Source organism: Pseudonocardia sp. WMMC193 (assembly GCF_021728735.1).
GTDB lineage: Bacteria > Actinomycetota > Actinomycetes > Mycobacteriales > Pseudonocardiaceae > Pseudonocardia > Pseudonocardia oroxyli.
Window position 1 is genome coordinate 4,406,514 of record NZ_JAKKDO010000003.1, and the last position, 16,980, is coordinate 4,423,493.

Genomic DNA, 16,980 nt, shown 5'->3' on the forward strand with positions numbered 1-16,980 from the left:
GGCGTGCGAACGGCCTACAAGGTGTGGACGGGGATCGCCGCCGGCGTCTTCGTGATCGTGGCGATCTCGGACCTGTCGTCGGCGACGACGTCCTCCTCCTCGAGCTCCCGGACGACGGCGTCGTCCTCGACGGCGACGACGGTTCCTCAGACCACCACGGGGCGCGCCGCCGCCCCGGTCGCCCGACAGCCGACCGGGGACGTGGTCACGGTCGCCCGGGTCGTCGACGGAGACACCTTCGAGACGACGGGCGGCCGCACGATCCAGGTCCTCGGCATCGATGCCTGCGAGCCCGGTACCTACGGCGGTGATGAGGCCACCTCGCGTGCACGCGGTCTGCTGTCGGGCGCCCAGGTCACGCTCACCACGGAGCCGGGCGTGACCACGGACCGACACGGCAACGAGCTCGCCTACGTCGCCACCCCGACCGGGGACCTCGGCGAGTACGCCGTGATCTACCCCGACACCACGGTGTACGAGAAGCACGGCGCCTCCGCGGCACGCCTCGCTGCGCTGCGGAGTGCCGACGACGGCCCACAGAGCTGCGCCGATCCGTATCCCGTGACGTCCTCCGCATCGGGGGACACGGACGTCGACATCGATACCGACGTGGACCTCCCGCTGCCCCGTCCCGGCGACCAGGGACTGCCGGACGGCCTGCTCACCGGCGGATACTGCGCGAAGAAGTGGTGGTGCTGACATGCGCAAGGGTGGGCTGGGGCAGCTCGTCGGGATCCTGCTCCTGATCGGGCTCGTACTGATGATCGTGAAGTGGGCGCTGATCACCATCGCGATCCTGGCGGTCCCGTTCGGCATCTGGTTCGTCTACGACCGCGTCTCCGCGGCGAAGAAGCGTGCCGCCGAGCAGGATGCCGTGCAGGGCGCGGCGGACCGCCGCCGCGAGATCGAGTCGCTCGCCGTCGTCGATGCCGCGGGTGGCTGCGGATGGTGTGGCTCCCGGCTCGCCCATCGCGACCGGCTGGGGATGCTCGTGGGCCCTGCCGACTTCCACCGCGCCGAGATCGAGGACGCGGTCCGGCGGTGAGCCGAACGGCCCCGTCCCCGACCTCCGGTTTTCGGTAGCGTCGAGGGCGAGCCGGGAGGTCTGCAGATGTCGAAGGTCCTGCTGCGCGTGGCGCAGATCGTCGGGGTGTTGGTGCTCGCGGGGATCGCCGTCTCGGTGGTCGTCGGGCTCCTGCAGTGGGTGATCGGGCTCGCGGTGATCGTCGCGATCCCGGTGGGCGGCTACTGGATCTACAAGCAGGTGAGCGGCAAGAAGCAGGCACCCCCGGTGGTCGCCGCGCCGCAGGCCAAGGCCCTGACCAAGGGCGCGGGCGACCGCCGCTCCGAGCTGGAGTCCCGGGCCGTCATGGACGCCTCGGGCCGTTGCGGCTGGTGCGGCCAGGCCGAGCTGCACAAGGACGAGTACGGCTTCCCCACCACCCCGCTGCGCTACCACCGCGCCGAGATCGACGCGATGCTCTGAGACTCACTCGGCCGCCCGATCTAGGTGCGCAGGGTGTAGCGGCGGCCGGTGGGGGTCGTGGTGGTGTGGTCGGTGAGGTGCCAGCCGGGTTGTTCACGGAGCTGGTTGTGGAAGGCGCAGGTGCCGCGGCCGTTGCCCAGGCTCGTCGGGCCGCCTTCGGACCAGCGTCTGCGATGGTCGAGGTGTTCGATCGGGGCGTCGCAACCGGGTTCGGTGCAGCGGCCGCGGTCTCGGGCGCGGATCCAGTCGGCGAGGACTCCGCCGAAGGCGCGGCGGCGGGAGTCACCGCCGATCACGATGCCGTCCCGGGTGACCAGCCGCCGCCACCCCACGCAGGTGGCCTCGTCCAGCAGAGCGGTGGGTCCGAACCCGGGGATCTCCGCGGGCAGCGGCGAGTCGGGGTCCAGCAGGGACTCGACCGGTACGAGGACGTGGATCTCCACCTGCGCCGGTGTGGCTGCAGACTCTCCGGTGAGGCGGGCAACAAGTGTGTCGGCCATGATCTGTCCGCGGGTGCGGGTCACCGGCTCCGGGGACACCCAGTGTTCGGTGACCGCCTTGCGCAATGCCGCGTAGCAGGTGATGGCCTGCTCCATCGGCAGCAGCGCCCGCAACACCGCCATCCCGTCCTCGGCGGGGGAGATCGTGACGTGCCGGTCCCGGCGGGCGGCGCGGGCTCGTTCGGCGAAGGTCTCCGGTGCCACCGCCGCCGCGACCGTCCGGGCGAGGTCGGCGATCCGCCGCACCCCGAGCAGGGGCAGGTCGTGGGCGGTGAGTCGACGGTCCAGCTCGGTCCGTTCGTCAGAGCTCAGGTGTCTGGCCGCGGCGACGATCGCGGCGACCCGCCGCTCGTCGAGCTCCCCCGCGGAGAACGCCTCCCGGATCGTGTCCAACCCGGCGTGCAGGTCCCGGGCGAGTCGCAGCTGGGTGCGGGCCCGGGTTGGCGAGACCCGCAACGCGAGCCCGAGCTGCCCGACGATGCTCGCCTCGACCCGTTCGGGATCGGCCAGCGCCTCCTCCAGACGGGCCTCGACTTCCCGCTGCGCCGCCGCCCGCACCTCCTCGGCGATCTCGGCGTCGATCCGGTTCCGCAACGCGACCAGCCGCTCGATCCGCCCGAACCCCGCGGCCCGCTCCTCCCGCGACGGCACGACACGTGTCGCCGTCGGAAGGTCCGCGAGGGTGGTGGTCATGCGGATATCATAGCAGCTCAACAGCCTTAAATCGAACACATGTTCGATCCAGCCGAGAAGGGACGACTGCCACGTGTGCCATGTCTCAGGACATAGGTGACGAGTCTGCATCAGGACATCGGTGACACTGTGGGTGTTCTTGGTGGTGACACTTCGGCCGCGAGGCTGCGGCGGTGCCCGCCCAGGAACCCATCGATCCCCGTGTCCGACTTGCGATCTCGCAGTGGCCCGACGACGCGCCGCGCGGGGCGGTCTCGACGTTCTGCCTCGAGCACGGCATCTCCCGCAAGTCGTTCTACGCGCTGCGCAAGCGTGTCCGAGCCGAGGGGCCAGCGGCCGTGCTGGAGCCCCGGTCGCGGCGGCCGCGGTCGAGTCCGTCGACGCTGACCGAGCAGGTCAAAGCCCAGGCGGTCGCGGTGCGGGCCGCGCTCGAGGCGTCCGGGCTCGACCACGGCCCGATCAGCGTGCACGACAAGATGGCCGCGATGGGCCTGGCCTCGGTGCCCTCGACGGCGTCGTTGGCGCGGATCTTCCGCGAGACCGGTGTCGCCCGCCGCGAGCCACGCAAGAAGCCCCGCTCGGCGTGGCGGCGGTTCGTCTACCCGGCACCGAACGCTTGCTGGCAGCTCGACGCCACCGAGTACGTCCTCACGGGCGGACGAAGGTGTGTGATCTTCCAGCTCATCGACGACCACTCCCGCTACGCGGTCGCCTCTCACGCCGCGCCCGGCGAGACCGCCCGCGACGCGATCGCGGTCTTCGACAAGGCCGTGGCCGCACACGGCGTCCCGCAACGGCTGCTGTCGGACAACGGGCTCGCGCTCAACCCGACGCGACGCGGCCTGGTCGGGCAACTCGTCTCACATGTCACCGCGCTGGGTACCGAGGCGATCACCGGCAAGCCGTACAAGCCGACCACCCAGGGCAAGAACGAACGCTTCCACCAGACCCTGTTCCGCTACCTCGACAAGCAACCCCTGGCCGACACGCTCACCCAGCTCCAGGCCCAGATCGACGCATTCGACCACATCTACAACACCGAACGCCCTCACCAGGGACTGCCCGGGCGAACCACACCGGCGGCCGCGTGGGAGGCCACCCCGAAAGCCGATCCACCCCGCCCGAAACCCGACCGTCCCGTCTATCGGCCGCCGCTGCCCTCGGCGACGCCCCGGCCTACTCCGCCCGCAGCTCTACCCGCCGGCACACGGCTGAGAACGGTGAGTTCCGCCGGAGTCATCCACCTCGACAAGGTGTTCTACAAGATCGGCGGCGAGCGTGCGTTCGAGCAAGTCCTCGCCGTCAGCGACGGTGACCAGCCCGGCGACACAATCATCATCACCGACCTCGACGGCGAGATCCTCGCCGAACGCACCAGACCCGCCCCCGGCATCAGCTACGTCGGGAACGGCCGCCCACGCGGACGACGACCCAAGAACCCGGCAGTGTCACCGAAGTCCTGACACACCAACTGTCACCGATGTCCTGATGCAGAACTGTCACCCATGTCCTGAGACATCACAGACGACTGCCACGTGCGTGGCGATCGTCGCCCCGGCGACGATCGCCGCTCACGGTCAGTTGGGCAGCTTGACCACGCTGACGAAGAAGTGGTCGATCTGCTTGATGGCCTCGATGAAGCCGTCGAAGTCGACGGGCTTGGTCACGTAGGCGTTGGCGTGCAGCTGGTAGCTGCGCAGCACGTCCTCCTCGGCCTGGGAGGTGGTGAGCACGATGACCGGGATCGAGCGGAGCTGCTCGTCGTTCTTGATCTCGGCCAGCACCTCGCGCCCGTCCCGGCGCGGCAGGTTGAGGTCGAGCAGGATGAGGTCCGGCCGCGGGTGGTCGGTGTAGGGCTCCTCGTAGCGCAGGTAGGCGAGCGCGGCGTCGCCGTCGGTCACCACGTCGAGCCGGTTGTGCAGGTGCTCCTCGAACGCCTCACGCGTCATGAGGACGTCGCCGGGGTCGTCCTCGACGAGGAGCACGTTGACGATCCGGGCCGGATCGGTGAGGGCTGCGGAGGTCACACGGGCTCCTTCACGAGCGGGGTCGATGCGGCCGGCTGGACCGTGGGGAGGGTCAGCCGGAAGGTGGTGCCGGGCTCGTCGATCGTGCCGTGGTCGACCCAGATCCGCCCGCCGTGGAACTCGACGATCTTCTTCGCCAGCGCCAACCCGATGCCGGTGCCGCCGTATACGTCCCGGCCGTGCAGCCGCTGGAAGATGACGAAGATCTTGTCGGTGAACTCGGGCTCGATGCCGATCCCGTTGTCCGACACGGCGAGCTCCCACTCGTCGTCCACCCGGGTGGCGGACAGCCGCACCACCGGGGCGACGTCCGCGCGGTGGAACTTGAGCCCGTTGCCGAACAGGTTGAACAACAGCGCCTGCAGCAGCCCGGGATCGCCCGGCACCGTCGGCAGGTCCTCGGGGACGACGATCTCCCCCTCGGTGTCCTCGAGGGCGGCGGCGAGCTGGCCCGCGGCCGTGCGCGCGACCGCACCCAGGTCGACCGGCTCGAAGCCGGACGTGGTCCGCCCGACGCGGGAGAACGCCAGCAGGTCGTTGATCAGGGTCTGCATGCGCTGGGCCCCGTCGACGGCGAAGGCGATGTACTGGTCCGCGCGGTCGTCGAGCTGCCCGCCGTAGCGGCGCTGCAGCAGCTGACAGAAGCTGGACACCTTGCGCAGCGGTTCCTGCAGGTCGTGGCTCGCCACGTAGGCGAACTGCTCCAGGTCGCGGTTGGAGCGCGCCAGGTCGCGGGTCTGCTCGTCGAGCCGGGCGTTGGCGTCGTGGAGCTGGTCGACCTCGCGCTGGATGTGCGCGCGCATGGCCTCGACGTCCGCCCCGAGCGCCACGATCTCGCGCGGCCCGCTGCCCCGGACCTCGGTCCCGACGTCTCCGTCGACGACCTCCCGCGTGGAGGCGGCCAGCCTGCGCAGCGGCCGGAGGATGACGTTGCGCAGCCCCAGCGAGGCCAGCAGCACGAACAGCGCGGCCATCACGGTGATCGCGATCCCGACGATCGCCACGAACGCGATGGCCCCGTCCAGCTGGCCGCGGGCGGTCCGGCGGCTCTCGTCGACCGCTGCGCTCAGGTCGGCGCCCGCGTCCCGGACCTGGTCGAACAGCACCCGACCCGCGGCCTGGTCCGGCCCCGGCTGCCCGGTGAGGGCGGCCGCGATCGCGGGCTCCGCGAACTCGGCCCGCCACCGCTGCGCGAGCTGCTCGGTCCGGTCCAGCGCGTCCAGGTACTCCTGCTGCGCGGGCAGCCCGTCGACGGCCCGCAGCGCGGCGGCGGCATCCCGCTCGGCCCGGACCCCCGTGGTGTAGGGCTCCAGGAACACGGGCTCGGGTGAGAGGGTGAACCCGCGCAGGCCCGTCTCCTGGTCGACGAGCGCGGCGTTGACGGTCTGCGCGGCGGTCACCACCGGCGAGACCTGGTCGAACAGCAGGTCACGGGCCTCGCCGATGCGCACCACGGCCCACGTCCCGAGCCCGACGGCGATCAGCGAGAGCACCCCGACGACCGTGGCCCCGACGGTGAACCAGCGCCGCAGCGTCCAGCGGTTCTCGGCGTCCCCGAGCGCGGCGGGGTGCAGTCGCAGCGGGAAGCGGCGGACCTCGCTCATGCCAGGTCCGCCAGGAGCAGGATGGCGACGTCGTCCGCGAGCGGGCCGCCGTTGGTCTCCTCGGCCCGCTCGACGAGCCGGGCGGGCAGCTCGGCGGGTGGGACGTCCCGCTCCTCGGCGAGGAGCTCCACCAGACCCTCCTGCCAGAGCAGCTCGTTCGGGCGCGGCCCGCGGCCCTCGATCAGCCCGTCGGTGTACAGCAGCAGGCTCCAGCCGGGCCCGAGCTCCATGGTCTGCGGCTCCCACTTCGTGTCGGTGAGCACCCCCAGCGGGACGCCGATGCGCGGCCTGAGCGGCACCGGCCCCGGCTTCAGCGAGATCGGCGGCGGGTGCCCCGCGGACCGGACGAGCACCCGCGACCCCTCGATCACGACGGTGCAGACCGTGGTGAACAGCATGCTCTCGTGGCGCTCGCTGACCAGCACCTCCTGCAGCTTCGGCAGGACCTGCGGCTCGTCGACCCCGGCCAGCACCAGCGCCCGCCAGGAGACCCGCAGCAACGCGCCGAGGGCGGCCTCGTCGGGTCCGTGGCCGGAGACGTCTCCGATGATCGCGTGCACGGTGCCCGACGGGCCGCGGACGGCGTCGAAGAAGTCCCCGCCGATCACCGCGCGGGTGCGTCCGGAGCGGTAGAACTGCCTGCCGTGCACGGCGCTGCCCTCGAGCAGCAGGTTCGGCAGCAGGCCGCGTTCGAGGCGCACCGACTCGGCCGCGACCAGCTGCTCCTCGCGCAGCCGGACCATGCTGGCCTCCGACCGGCGGCGTTCGACGGCGTAGCGGATCGCCCGGATCAACACCGCCCCGTCCGCCTTGTTCTTGACCAGATAGTCCTGGGCGCCGGCGCCGACGGCGGCGATGCCGAGGTACTCGTCGTCCAGCCCGGTGAGGACGCAGACCGCGGCGGAGGGATCGGCGAGCAGCAGCTCGCGCAGGCCGTCGAGGCCGCTGCTGCCGGGGAGGTTCAGGTCGAGCAGCACACAGTCGACGCCCGGCAGCAGCTCGATCGCCGCCGGCACCGACTGCGCCACCGACACCCGCACCGACGGGTCGACCTCGGCGAGCAGCTCCTGGACGAGGAAGACGTCCCCCGGGTCGTCCTCGACCAGCAGGACCCGCTGACCGGCCGTTTCGGGTAGGTCTCGGGACACGGACGACCTCTCGTCGGGGAGAGAGTCAGCCTAGGACGTGTCCGCGCACGCGGCAGCGCCGGGCCGGGTGATCCCGCTGCGCCGGCAGGCCCCTTCAGACCGCCGCGAGGACCGAGGTGAACAGGCCCAGCCCCTGGACCGACGGGCCGGTGAGCAGGTCGATCGCGTGCTCGGGGTGCGGCATCAGCCCGACGACCCGACCGTTCGCCGAGGTGACGCCCGCGATGTCGTTCGTGGAGCCGTTCGGGTTGCCGCCGACGTAGCGGAACGCGACCCGCCCCTCGCCCTCGATCTCGGCGAGCGTCTCGGGGGCGGCGACGAAGCGGCCCTCGGCGTTCTTCACCGGGACGACGATCTCCTCGCCCGCGCCGTACCCGGAGGTCCAGGCGGTGTCGGCGTTCTCCACCCGCAGCGCCTGGTCGCGGCACACGAAGTGCAGCTTCTCGTTGCGGGTCAGGGCGCCGGGGAGCAGGCCCGCCTCGCAGAGGATCTGGAAGCCGTTGCAGATGCCGAGGACCGGCAGGCCCTTCGCGGCGCCGTCGACGACCTCGCGCATGATCGGCGCGAGGCTCGCGATGGCCCCGGCGCGCAGGTAGTCGCCGTAGGAGAACCCGCCGGGGACGACGACCGCGTCCACGCCCTGCAGGTCGTGGTCGCCGTGCCACAGGGACACGGCCTCGGCGCCCGCGTAACGGACGGCGCGGGCGGCGTCGACGTCGTCGAGCGTGCCGGGGAAGGTGATGACCCCGATCCTCACAGCCGGGTCACCTTCCAGTCCTCGATCACGGGGTTGGCGAGCAGGTCACCGGCGATGCGGTGCAGCGTCTCGTCGTCCACCGAGTCGTCCACCTCGAGCTCGAAGTGCTTGCCCTGCCGCACCTCGATGCCGGACACGCCGATTCGGGTGAGCGCACGGGAGACCGCCTGGCCCTGCACGTCCAGGATCTCCGGCTTGGGCATCACGTCCACGACCACTCTCGCCACGTTTCCAGCCTACGGTGTCGTCCATGCAGCTCACCCACTACGGGCACGCGTGTGTGCTGGTCGACACCGGCGCGGCCCGCATCCTCCTCGATCCCGGCGCCTTCTCGTCCGACTTCGAGGGCCTCACCGGGCTCGACGCGATCCTGGTCACCCACCAGCACTTCGACCACGTCGTCCCGGAGCGGCTGGACGACCTGCGCCGCGGCAACCCCGCCGCCCGCCTGATCGTGGACTCCCAGACGGCCGAGCAGCTCTCGGTCGACGCCGAGACCGTCACCCCGGGCGAGACGCTCACCGTGGCGGGCGCCACGGTCGAGGTGCTCGGCGGCGACCACGCCGTGATCCACCCCGACATCCCGGTGGTCCGCAACAACGCCTACCTGATCGACGGTTCGCTCCTGCACCCCGGCGACTCCTACACCCCGGTCGACCGGCCGGTGGACACGCTGCTCCTGCCCACCGGGGCGCCGTGGCTCAAGGTCTCCGAGGCCGTCGACTACCTGCGTGCCGTGGCACCGCGCCAGGCCGTGCCGATCCACGAGGCCGTGCTGGCGAACCCCGCCCTGCACTACGGCATGTTCGAGGCGCTGGCCCCGGCCGGGACAGCCGTGACGGTGGCGCCCCGCGGCGAGGCCCTTGACCTGAAGTCGACTTGAGGTCGGACCCTGTTCGCATGCGTGCGATCAGGGTGGACGAGTTCGGGGGACCGTCGGTGCTGCGGCCCGTGGAGCTGCCGACGCCGGTGCCGGGGCCGGGCGAGGTGCTGGTGGGGGTCGAGGTGGCCGGGGTGTTGTTCCTGGACACCCTGATCCGGCGGGGTGGGGCGCCGGCGTTCGGCATCACCCCGCCCTACGTGCCCGGCCGCGGCGCCGCGGGCGGGGTCCTGGCGGTCGGGCCGGACGTGGAGCCGTCGTGGGTCGGGCGGCGGGTGCTGGTCGACGGGCCCGGCACCTACGCCGCAGAGGTGGCGGCGCCGGTCCCGTCGCTGGTCCCGGTGCCCGACGGGCTCGACCTCGCCGACGCGATGGCCCTGCTGCACGACGGCGGCACGGCGCTCGCGCTCGTCGGCGCGGTCGGGGTGCGCCCGGGCGAGACCGTGCTGGTCCTGCCCGCGGCGGGTGGGGCCGGTTCGGTGCTCGTGCAGCTCGCGCGCCGGTCGGGGGCCCGGGTGGTCGGCGCGGCCCGCGGACCCAAGCTCGGCCTGGTCCGCTCGCTCGGGGCGGATCTGGCGGTCGACTACGGCGAGCCCGGCTGGGCGGACGCGGTCCGGCGCCGCGTCGGCCAGGTCGACGTGGTGTTCGACGGCGTCGGCGGAACCCTGGGCGCCGAGGCGTTCGGGCTGGTCGCCGAGGGTGGCCGGTACTCCGGCTACGGCACCGCGGGCGGAGCGCCCGTCACCCGCTCCACCCCGGACGTGGAGGTCCGCGGCGTGGCGCAGCTCGCCGACTTCGCCGACGGCCGCCGCGCCCGCCAGGAACGCGTCCTCGCCGAGGCCGCGGCCGGGCGCCTGCACCCCGTGGTCGGCAGGGAGTTCCCCCTCGAGAAGGCCGCGGACGCCCACGCCGCGCTGGAGAACCGCGAGATCGCGGGTAAGGCCCTGCTCCTGCCCTGACCGGGTCCGCGAGTCGGGCTCGGCTCAGGCGATGCGGGTGCCCGGAGCGACCGCGGACAGGCTCGCGTACGTGGTGGGCCAGGCCCCCGCGGCGAGGACGGCGTCGACGGTCTCCAGCACCGCGGCGACCCGGGCCGGGCGGCGCAGGTCCTTCGCGCGCACACCGATCCGCACCACGCCCGCCCGGCGGGCGATCCGCACGGCCTCGGTGTGCAGGATCCGCGCGCGCCAGGACTCGGCGCGCCTGCGGGCCGCATCGGACACGGCCTGGTCGAGGCGGAAGCCGAGGGCGCGGGCGCGGAGCACCACGCCGTCGTCGAACAGGTGGACGCCGGTGTCGTCGAGGCACATCCGGAAGCCCTGCTCCCGGGCCGCGTCGACGGTGCCGGGCGAGGCGAGCCAGCGCGGCGCCGCGAAGATCTCGGTGGTCAGCCCGAGCGCACTCAGCGCGCGGCGGGCCGCGACCAGGCGCAGGCCGGCTTCATGGCGCGGCAGTGCGGAGAACTCGCCCTTCCGCCCGACGCCGCCGCGGCGTGCCGGGTCCGGGGTGTGGTCGTAGCCGTGCAGCGCGATCGTGTCGCCCCGCTCGCCGACCCAGTCCAGCAGCGCGTCGGACGGCGGACCCGCGGGCGAGGCCGGCTGGACCAGCTGCGTCAACGGGACGCCCCGCGCGTCCAGGTCGGCGGCGAGGGTGCGGGCGGTGACGAGAGCGTCGGAGCGGGCGTCGGTGAGCCCGGACAGGGAGACCACCAGTCGAGCGGGCATGGTCGTCAGCGAACGCTGCGGAGATGAACGAGCCGCAAAACCCCCGTGAGTGGCAATCGTCGCTCTGACGACTATCGCCACTCACGGGAGGTGATGCGCTCGTAGACCTCGATGTAGCGGGCCCGGACGGCGGCCACGACCTCCGGCGGCACCTCGGGGCCGGGCTCGGTCTTGTCCCACCCCGTCGAGACCGCCCATTCGCGGGCGTACTGCTTGTCGAAACTGTGCTGGGGGCGGCCGGGCTCCCAGTCGTCGGCGGGCCAGAACCGGGAGGAGTCCGGGGTGAGGACCTCGTCGCCGAGGACGATCTCCCCCGCCGCGTCCCGCCCGAACTCCAGCTTGGTGTCCGCGAGCAGGATCCCGTTCTTCTCGGTGATCTCCGCGCCCAGCCGGTAGACCTCGAGGGTCAGGTCGCGCAGGCGGGCGGCGGTCTCCGCCCCCACCAGGTCCTCGACCTGCGCGAACGTGATGGCCTCGTCGTGCTGCCCCATCGGCGCCTTGCTCGACGGCGTGAAGATCGGCTCGGGCAGCCGGGAGCCGTCCTGCAGGCCGGGGGGAAGGGGCACCCCGGACACCGACCCCGTCGCGCGGTACTCGGTCAGCCCGCCGCCGGTCAGGTAGCCGCGGGCCACGCACTCGACCGGCAGCATCTCCAGCCGTCGGCACCGCACCGCGCGGCCTGCGAACTCCTCCGGGACGTCGGTCGCGGAGAGGACGTGGTTCGGCACCAGCGACGCCACGCGCTCGAACCACCACAGCGACAGCGCGGTGAGGACGGCACCCTTGTCCGGGACCGGCGTCGGGAGGATGACGTCGTAGACCGAGAGCCGGTCCGAGGCGACCAGGATGATGTCGCCCCGGTCCTCGTAGACGTCTCGGACCTTGCCCGAGTGCAGCAGCTTCACAGGATCGCTCCGGGCGTGTAGGCGGCGGCCTCGGGGTGGGCGTCGGTGATCTCGGCGACCTGCGCCACCACGGCGGCGACCTGCGCCGTCGCCGCGCCGGTGAAGGAGAGCGGGTCCTTGAGCAGCCCGTCGAGCAGGCCCTCGGGCAGCCCCAGGCGCGCGTCGTGCTGCAGGCGCTCCAGCAGGTCGTTCTCCAGCAGGCCCTGCTCGCGCATCGCCAACGCGACGCCGACCGCGTGCTCCTTGATCACCTCGTGGGCGGTCTCGCGGCCGACGCCCGCCCGGACCGCGGCCATCAGCACCTTGGTGGTGGCCAGGAACGGCAGGAAGCGGTCCAGCTCGCGGGCGATGACGGCGGGGTAGGCGCCGAACTCGTCGAGCACGGTCAGAGTGGTCTCGTAGAGGCCGTCGAGGGCGAAGAACGCGTCCGGCAGGGCGACCCGGCGGACGACGGAGCAGAACACGTCCCCCTCGTTCCACTGCGCGCCCGCCAGCTCCGCGGCCATGTTCGCGGTGCCGCGCAGCACGACCTGCAGCCCGTTGATCCGCTCCGCGGAGCGGGTGTTCATCTTGTGCGGCATGGCGCTCGATCCGACCTGGCCGGGCTTGAAGCCCTCGGTGGCGAGCTCCTGGCCCGCCATCAGCCGGATCGTGGTGGCCAGCGACGAGGGCGCGGCGCCGAGCTGCACCAGCAGGCTCGTGACCTCGTGGTCCAGCGAGCGCGGGTACACCTGACCGACGCTGGTGAACACCCCGGCGAAGCCCAGGTGCTCGGCGACCCGGGTCTCCAGCTGCGCGAGCTTGCCCGCGTCCCCGTCGAGCAGGTCCAGCATGTCCTGCGCGGTCCCGACCGGCCCCTTGATCCCGCGCAGCGGGTAGCGGGCCCGCAGCTCCTCGAGGCGGTGGTAGGCGACGAGCAGCTCGTCCGCCGCGGAGGCGAAACGCTTGCCGAGGGTGGTGGCCTGGGCGGCGACGTTGTGCGAGCGGCCCGCCATCACCAGGTCCGAGTACTCCGCGGCGCGGCGGGCGAGCCGGGCGAGGATCGCCACGGTCCGGTCGCGGACCAGCTCCAGGGACAGCCGCATCTGCAGCTGCTCGACGTTCTCGGTCAGGTCCCGGCTGGTGAGGCCCTTGTGCACGTGCTCGTGGCCGGCGAGGGCGTTGAACTCCTCGATCCGGGCCTTCACGTCGTGGCGGGTGACGCGCTCGCGCTCGGCGATCGACGCCAGGTCCACCTGCTCGACGACCCGCTCGTAGTCCGCGACGGCCTCCGCCGGGACGTCCACCCCGAGGTCGGCCTGCGCCTTGAGCACCGCGATCCAGAGCCTGCGCTCCAGCACGATCTTGTGCTCGGGCGACCAGAGTTCGACGAGCTCCGGGCTGGCGTAGCGGGCGGCGAGGACGTTGGGGATCACGTGCACAGATGGTATGCGCTGCGCGGTCGTGAGCGGTAAGTGGTGCTCTGGCACCACTTACCGCTCACAGGCTGCGGAGCAGCGCGGCCCGGGCCACGGCGCGCGGATCGGGTGCGGCCTCGATCAGCGCGGAGATGACGGCGCCGTCCACCGTCTCGACGACCCGGCGCAGCCCGTCGGCATCGAGCGGGTGCCCCGCGCGGGCGAAGGCCTCGGCGAGCAGCCCGTCGAGCTCGCCGCGGAGCCTGCGCATCAGGGGAGCCAGGTAGGGCCTGCGGCCCGCGCCGACGAGCTGCTCGTAGCGCAGCAGGACCGCGTCCAGTCCCCCGTCGCGCGAGGCGCTGCCCAGCAGCTGGTCGAGCACGACGTCGAGCGGTTCGGCCGCGGACTCCAGCGCCGCCCGCCCGGCGGCGAGGTCCTGGCGGCTCGTGTGCTCGACGGCGGCGGTGATCAGGTCGTCGAGGGAGTCGAAGTAGTACGTCGTGGACGCCAGCGGCAGCCCGGCCCGCTCGGCCACCGCGCGGTGGCGCAGCGCGTCGAACCCGCCCTCGCGCAGCAGCTCACCGGCCGCCTCGGTGAGCGCCTGCCGCCGCCGCTCCCCCTTCTGCGTCGCCACCGGCGCAGTCTCCCATCAGGCCGGCCCCGCGGTCGTGAGCGGTGATCGTCGCCATGGCGACGATCGCCGCTCACAGGTGGGGGGCCAGGGCGGAGGCGATCTCGGGGACGCGGTCGCCGAAGGGCACGCCGCCGCTGTCCGACTCGGCGCGGCTGGTCACGGTGACCAGGCCGCCGGAGGCGGTGGGCACCTCCGCCGTCGCCCAGCCCACCGCCGAGGCGGTCTGGCTCGGTTCCTCGCCCGGCGCGGTGTAGACGACCGAGAACAGGCCGGTCAGCTCCCCGTCGGCCACCTGCAGGTTGACCTCGCGGCCGCCGCCGGGGCGGCAGATCATCGTGGTCGGGGCCGGGGACGCGGTGGCGACCTCGGGCAGCACCTCGTCCACGACCGCGCGCAGCTCGGGGTCCTGGGGGTTCACGCAGTCCCCGGCCGCGGGCCCGAGCGGGACACCGACCGGGGCCGGGGGCACCGCGGGCGCCTCGCGGGCCATCTCCGGTGCCCCCAGCGAGCGCGCGCCCGCATCGGAGGCCGGGGCCGCCGCGGAGGTCTCCCCGCCCGAACGGGCGAGCAGCACGCCCGTGGACACCCCGCCCGCCAGCACGATCGCCGCCGCCGCGACCCCGCCGACCAGCAGGTTCCGGTTCCGCCTGCCGATCCGGTGCGACTCGCGCCGGACGTCGTCGGCCGAGAACCCCGCCTCGGGCGGGGTGTCCGCGGCGGCGCGGAAGGCCGCCGCCAGTCGCTCGTCCGCGTTCGGTCCGCCGTTCATCCCGCCTCCCTCAGATCACCCAGCGAGTCCCCCAGGACCGCGCGCAACGCCGCCAGCCCGTGCGCGGTCTGGCTCTTCACCGTGCCCTCGGAGCAGCCGAGCGCGGCGGCGGTGCCCGCCACGTCGAGCCCCTCCAGGTACCGCAGGACCAGCACCGCGCGCTGCCGCGGGGGCACCGAACGCAGCGCGGCCACCAGCGTGGTCCGGGTCGCGACGTCCGGTTCCGACGTGCTCGTCTCCGGCGTGCGGTCGGTCGAGCGCTCCCGCCGCCACGGCCGGCGCGACTCGTCGACCACCGCGCGGACGAGGGTCCGGCGCACCCAGGCGTCGAGGGCCTGGTGGTCGCGGATGCGCCGCCAGTGCCGGTGCAGCGCGACGAACGCGGACTGCGCGTGGTCGTCCGCCCGGTGCCAGTCCCCGCAGAGGAGGTAGGCGGTGCGGCGCACGGTGTCGCGGCGCGCGCGGAAGTACTCCGCGAACGCGGCCTCCTCGGCGTCGTCCATTCGTCCCCCTCCGACCCTGTCGCACATCGGACGCAACGGGCGCGGGACACGGTTGCACGCCGCGGCCGGCATCACCCGACCGGCCCAATGTCGTGACCATTCCGTGACCCCAGCGTTCCACGGAGGCCCGCGCCTGACACAATGCGCACTCGATGCGGACTCGAACCCGACGACCGGCGCGGCGACTGAGCACGGCGAAGGCCGACACGGCCCCGATCGACCTGCGCTCGGACACCGTCACCCGGCCCACGCCCGAGATGCGCAAGGCGATGGCGGACGCCGAGGTGGGGGACGACGTCCTCGACCACGACCCCACCATGGCCGAGCTGGAGGAGCGGGTCGCCGGGCTGCTCGGCGCCTCCGCCGCCCTCTGGACGCCCAGCGGTTCGATGGGCAACCTCATCGCGCTGATGTCGCACCTGCAGCGCGGCGACTCCTTCCTCGCCCCCGCGGGTTCCCACGTGCTCGACGCCGAGCTGGGCACGGCGGCGTGGCTGGCGGGCGGCATGCCCCGCCCCCTGGAGCACGACGCGGGCCCCGGCCGGGTGTCCGCGGCGGCGGTGCGCCGGGCCGCGGGTGCGGACGCGCCCTACTACGCGCTGACCACCCGGCTGCTGTGCCTGGAGAACACGCACAACGCGGCGGGCGGCACCGTCACCCGGCCCGAGGACCACGCCCGGGTCGCCTCGGCGGCGAAGGCCGCGGGGCTGGCCGTGCACCTCGACGGCGCCCGCCTGTGGCACGCGGCGGTGAAGCTGGGCGTGCCGCTGGGCGCGCTGACGGTCGGCTCCGACACCGTCCAGGTGTGCCTGTCGAAGGGGCTCGGCGCGCCCGTCGGGTCGGTGGTGGCGGGATCGGTCGAGTTCGTGCAGCAGGCCCGCAGGCTGCGGAAGATGCTCGGCGGCGGGGTCCGGCAGGGCGGGGTGCTCGCGGCGGCGGGGCTCGTGGCGCTCGACCGCGTCGACCGGCTCGCCGAGGACCACGCCCGCGCCGCGACGCTGGCCGCGGGCCTGCGCGAGCGCGGCTGGCGCGCGCCGGAGCCGGAGACGAACATCGTGCTCGTCGCGGTGGCGGACCTGCCGGGCACGCTCGCCCGGTTCCGCGAGTCCGGCGTCCTGGCCAGCGCCATGTCCGGCAAGGTCCGGCTGATGACCCACGCGGACGTCGGGGATGCCGAGATCACCGCGGCGCTGGATCGGATCGGCCCCCTGGAGCAGGGGCGGGCAGGGCGTCCAGCCGTGCGTGGAGCCTCCTGACCTCGGCCACCAGCACGTCGATCTTCTGCTCCGCCTCGGCCAGCTCGGTCTCGGTCCGCTCGGACGAGGCGCGCAGGTTCTGCACGAACCAGCTCGCGATCGACGCCGTCACCACGCCGAGCAGCGCGATCCCGGCGACCATCAGCGTCGCCGCCACGATCCGCCCCTCCACGGTGACCGGGTAGCGGTCGCCGTAGCCGACGGTGGAGATCGTCGTGATCGTCCACCACAGGGCCTCGCCGAAGGTCGTGATGGTGGCGTCGGGGGCGTCCCGCTCGGCCTGCAGCACCGACAGGGCCGCCACGAACGCCACCAGCCCGACGGTCCCGGTGACGTAGACGGCGATCCGGCCGCGGAAGTCGTCTCGCAGCTGCCGGTTCAGCACGCTGATCACCGTGACCACCCGCAGCACGCGGAGCTGCCGGAACATCGGCAGCAGCAGGATCACCAGATCCAGGACGTGGGTGCCGACGAAGCGCAGCCTGCGGCGGGCCAGCGCCAGGCGCACCAGGTAGTCCGCGGCGAACAGCAGCCAGATGACCGTGAGGCCGCCGTCGATCCAGTCCGGCGAGGCGCGGTCGAGCACGTCCCAGGCGTAGAGCGCGAGGAACAGGGCGGCCAGGCCGGTCAGCGGCCAGTCCAGCCGACGGTCCCAGGCGGCGATCCGCGGCTCGTCCGTGCTCGTGTCCGGCATGGG

At 73.2% G+C, this 16,980-nt stretch carries 19 protein-coding genes and 1 pseudogene; 7 read left to right on the forward strand and 13 right to left on the reverse strand.

Translation table 11 applies throughout. The annotated features are described in order from the left end of the window. Window positions 1-3: 3 nt before the first annotated feature. The 3 genes from L3X23_RS22760 to L3X23_RS22770 all read left to right on the forward strand — a co-directional run bounded on the left by L3X23_RS22760 (window position 4) and on the right by L3X23_RS22770 (window position 1,486). Window positions 4-699, forward strand: a complete 696-nt coding sequence (locus tag L3X23_RS22760) for a thermonuclease family protein (protein WP_237194369.1) — start codon at window positions 4-6, stop codon at window positions 697-699. A 1-nt stretch (window position 700) separates the two neighbouring features. Continuing rightward, on the forward strand, window positions 701-1,045 hold the full coding sequence (locus tag L3X23_RS22765) for a hypothetical protein (protein WP_237194371.1): 345 nt from the start codon (window positions 701-703) through the stop codon (window positions 1,043-1,045). A 66-nt stretch (window positions 1,046-1,111) separates the two neighbouring features. Further along, window positions 1,112-1,486 carry a hypothetical protein gene (locus tag L3X23_RS22770; protein ID WP_237194373.1) on the forward strand — a complete coding sequence of 125 codons (375 nt, stop codon included), beginning with the start codon at window positions 1,112-1,114 and terminating at the stop codon, window positions 1,484-1,486. Window positions 1,487-1,506: 20 nt separating this feature from the next. On the opposite strand, the gene L3X23_RS22775 is transcribed toward L3X23_RS22770, so the two are convergent. Continuing rightward, window positions 1,507-2,679 (reverse strand): DUF222 domain-containing protein, encoded by a 1,173-nt coding sequence (locus L3X23_RS22775; RefSeq protein ID WP_237194375.1) that lies wholly within the window; start codon window positions 2,677-2,679, stop codon window positions 1,507-1,509. A gap of 215 nt (window positions 2,680-2,894) precedes the next feature. Here L3X23_RS22775 and L3X23_RS22780 point away from each other — a divergent pair. Then, window positions 2,895-4,168 (forward strand): annotated as a pseudogene (locus L3X23_RS22780) (integrase core domain-containing protein). Between the two features lie 88 nt (window positions 4,169-4,256). On the opposite strand, the gene L3X23_RS22785 reads toward L3X23_RS22780, so the two are convergent. The 5 genes from L3X23_RS22785 to purS all read right to left on the reverse strand — a co-directional run bounded on the left by L3X23_RS22785 (window position 4,257) and on the right by purS (window position 8,442). Further along, window positions 4,257-4,706 (reverse strand): response regulator, encoded by a 450-nt coding sequence (locus L3X23_RS22785; RefSeq protein WP_237194377.1) that lies wholly within the window; start codon window positions 4,704-4,706, stop codon window positions 4,257-4,259. Next, the gene (locus L3X23_RS22790; protein WP_237194379.1) at window positions 4,703-6,310 is read right to left on the reverse strand and encodes an ATP-binding protein; all 1,608 of its coding nucleotides are present in this window, start codon (window positions 6,308-6,310) and stop codon (window positions 4,703-4,705) included. Before L3X23_RS22790 ends, L3X23_RS22785 begins: the two co-directional genes overlap by 4 nt. Next, window positions 6,307-7,458: a PP2C family protein-serine/threonine phosphatase gene (locus L3X23_RS22795; protein WP_237194381.1), complete on the reverse strand. Its 1,152-nt coding sequence runs from the start codon at window positions 7,456-7,458 to the stop codon at window positions 6,307-6,309. Before L3X23_RS22795 ends, L3X23_RS22790 begins: the two co-directional genes overlap by 4 nt. A gap of 94 nt (window positions 7,459-7,552) precedes the next feature. Next, window positions 7,553-8,215 carry a phosphoribosylformylglycinamidine synthase subunit PurQ gene (gene purQ, locus L3X23_RS22800; protein ID WP_237194383.1) on the reverse strand — a complete coding sequence of 221 codons (663 nt, stop codon included), beginning with the start codon at window positions 8,213-8,215 and terminating at the stop codon, window positions 7,553-7,555. Then, window positions 8,212-8,442 (reverse strand): phosphoribosylformylglycinamidine synthase subunit PurS, encoded by a 231-nt coding sequence (gene purS / locus L3X23_RS22805; RefSeq protein ID WP_093086491.1) that lies wholly within the window; start codon window positions 8,440-8,442, stop codon window positions 8,212-8,214. The genes purQ and purS overlap by 4 nt, the downstream gene beginning before the upstream one ends. 23 nt (window positions 8,443-8,465) lie before the next feature. On the opposite strand from purS, the gene L3X23_RS22810 reads away from it, so the two are divergent. Continuing rightward, window positions 8,466-9,098, forward strand: coding sequence for an MBL fold metallo-hydrolase (locus tag L3X23_RS22810; protein ID WP_237194384.1), 633 nt, complete (start codon window positions 8,466-8,468; stop codon window positions 9,096-9,098). 17 nt (window positions 9,099-9,115) lie between these two features. Continuing rightward, window positions 9,116-10,054: a zinc-binding dehydrogenase gene (locus L3X23_RS22815; protein WP_237194385.1), complete on the forward strand. Its 939-nt coding sequence runs from the start codon at window positions 9,116-9,118 to the stop codon at window positions 10,052-10,054. A gap of 24 nt (window positions 10,055-10,078) precedes the next feature. Here the strand turns inward: L3X23_RS22815 and L3X23_RS22820 are convergent, their stop codons facing one another. From L3X23_RS22820 to L3X23_RS22845, 6 genes are all read right to left on the reverse strand, one after another. Further along, window positions 10,079-10,819, reverse strand: coding sequence for a DUF2334 domain-containing protein (locus L3X23_RS22820; RefSeq protein ID WP_237194386.1), 741 nt, complete (start codon window positions 10,817-10,819; stop codon window positions 10,079-10,081). A gap of 71 nt (window positions 10,820-10,890) precedes the next feature. Beyond that, complete coding sequence (locus L3X23_RS22825; RefSeq protein ID WP_237194387.1) at window positions 10,891-11,724, reverse strand: phosphoribosylaminoimidazolesuccinocarboxamide synthase; 834 nt, start codon at window positions 11,722-11,724, stop codon at window positions 10,891-10,893. Continuing rightward, the gene (gene purB, locus L3X23_RS22830) at window positions 11,721-13,139 is read right to left on the reverse strand and encodes an adenylosuccinate lyase (protein WP_237194389.1); all 1,419 of its coding nucleotides are present in this window, start codon (window positions 13,137-13,139) and stop codon (window positions 11,721-11,723) included. The genes L3X23_RS22825 and purB overlap by 4 nt, the downstream gene beginning before the upstream one ends. A 64-nt stretch (window positions 13,140-13,203) precedes the next feature. After that, on the reverse strand, window positions 13,204-13,755 hold the full coding sequence (locus L3X23_RS22835) for a TetR/AcrR family transcriptional regulator (RefSeq protein ID WP_093086534.1): 552 nt from the start codon (window positions 13,753-13,755) through the stop codon (window positions 13,204-13,206). 70 nt (window positions 13,756-13,825) lie between these two features. After that, window positions 13,826-14,524 carry a hypothetical protein gene (locus L3X23_RS22840; RefSeq protein ID WP_237194391.1) on the reverse strand — a complete coding sequence of 233 codons (699 nt, stop codon included), beginning with the start codon at window positions 14,522-14,524 and terminating at the stop codon, window positions 13,826-13,828. Beyond that, window positions 14,521-15,027 carry a SigE family RNA polymerase sigma factor gene (locus L3X23_RS22845; protein WP_093086539.1) on the reverse strand — a complete coding sequence of 169 codons (507 nt, stop codon included), beginning with the start codon at window positions 15,025-15,027 and terminating at the stop codon, window positions 14,521-14,523. The genes L3X23_RS22840 and L3X23_RS22845 overlap by 4 nt, the downstream gene beginning before the upstream one ends. Window positions 15,028-15,179: 152 nt before the next feature. Here L3X23_RS22845 and L3X23_RS22850 point away from each other — a divergent pair, with 152 nt between their 5' ends. Continuing rightward, on the forward strand, window positions 15,180-16,283 hold the full coding sequence (locus L3X23_RS22850) for a GntG family PLP-dependent aldolase (RefSeq protein WP_237194393.1): 1,104 nt from the start codon (window positions 15,180-15,182) through the stop codon (window positions 16,281-16,283). Here L3X23_RS22850 and L3X23_RS22855 read toward each other — a convergent pair. Continuing rightward, a complete protein-coding gene (locus L3X23_RS22855) occupies window positions 16,207-16,977 on the reverse strand; it encodes a potassium channel family protein (protein WP_237194394.1) in 771 nt (256 codons plus the stop codon). The two genes, L3X23_RS22850 and L3X23_RS22855, sit on opposite strands and share 77 nt — an antisense overlap. Window positions 16,978-16,980: the final 3 nt, after the last annotated feature.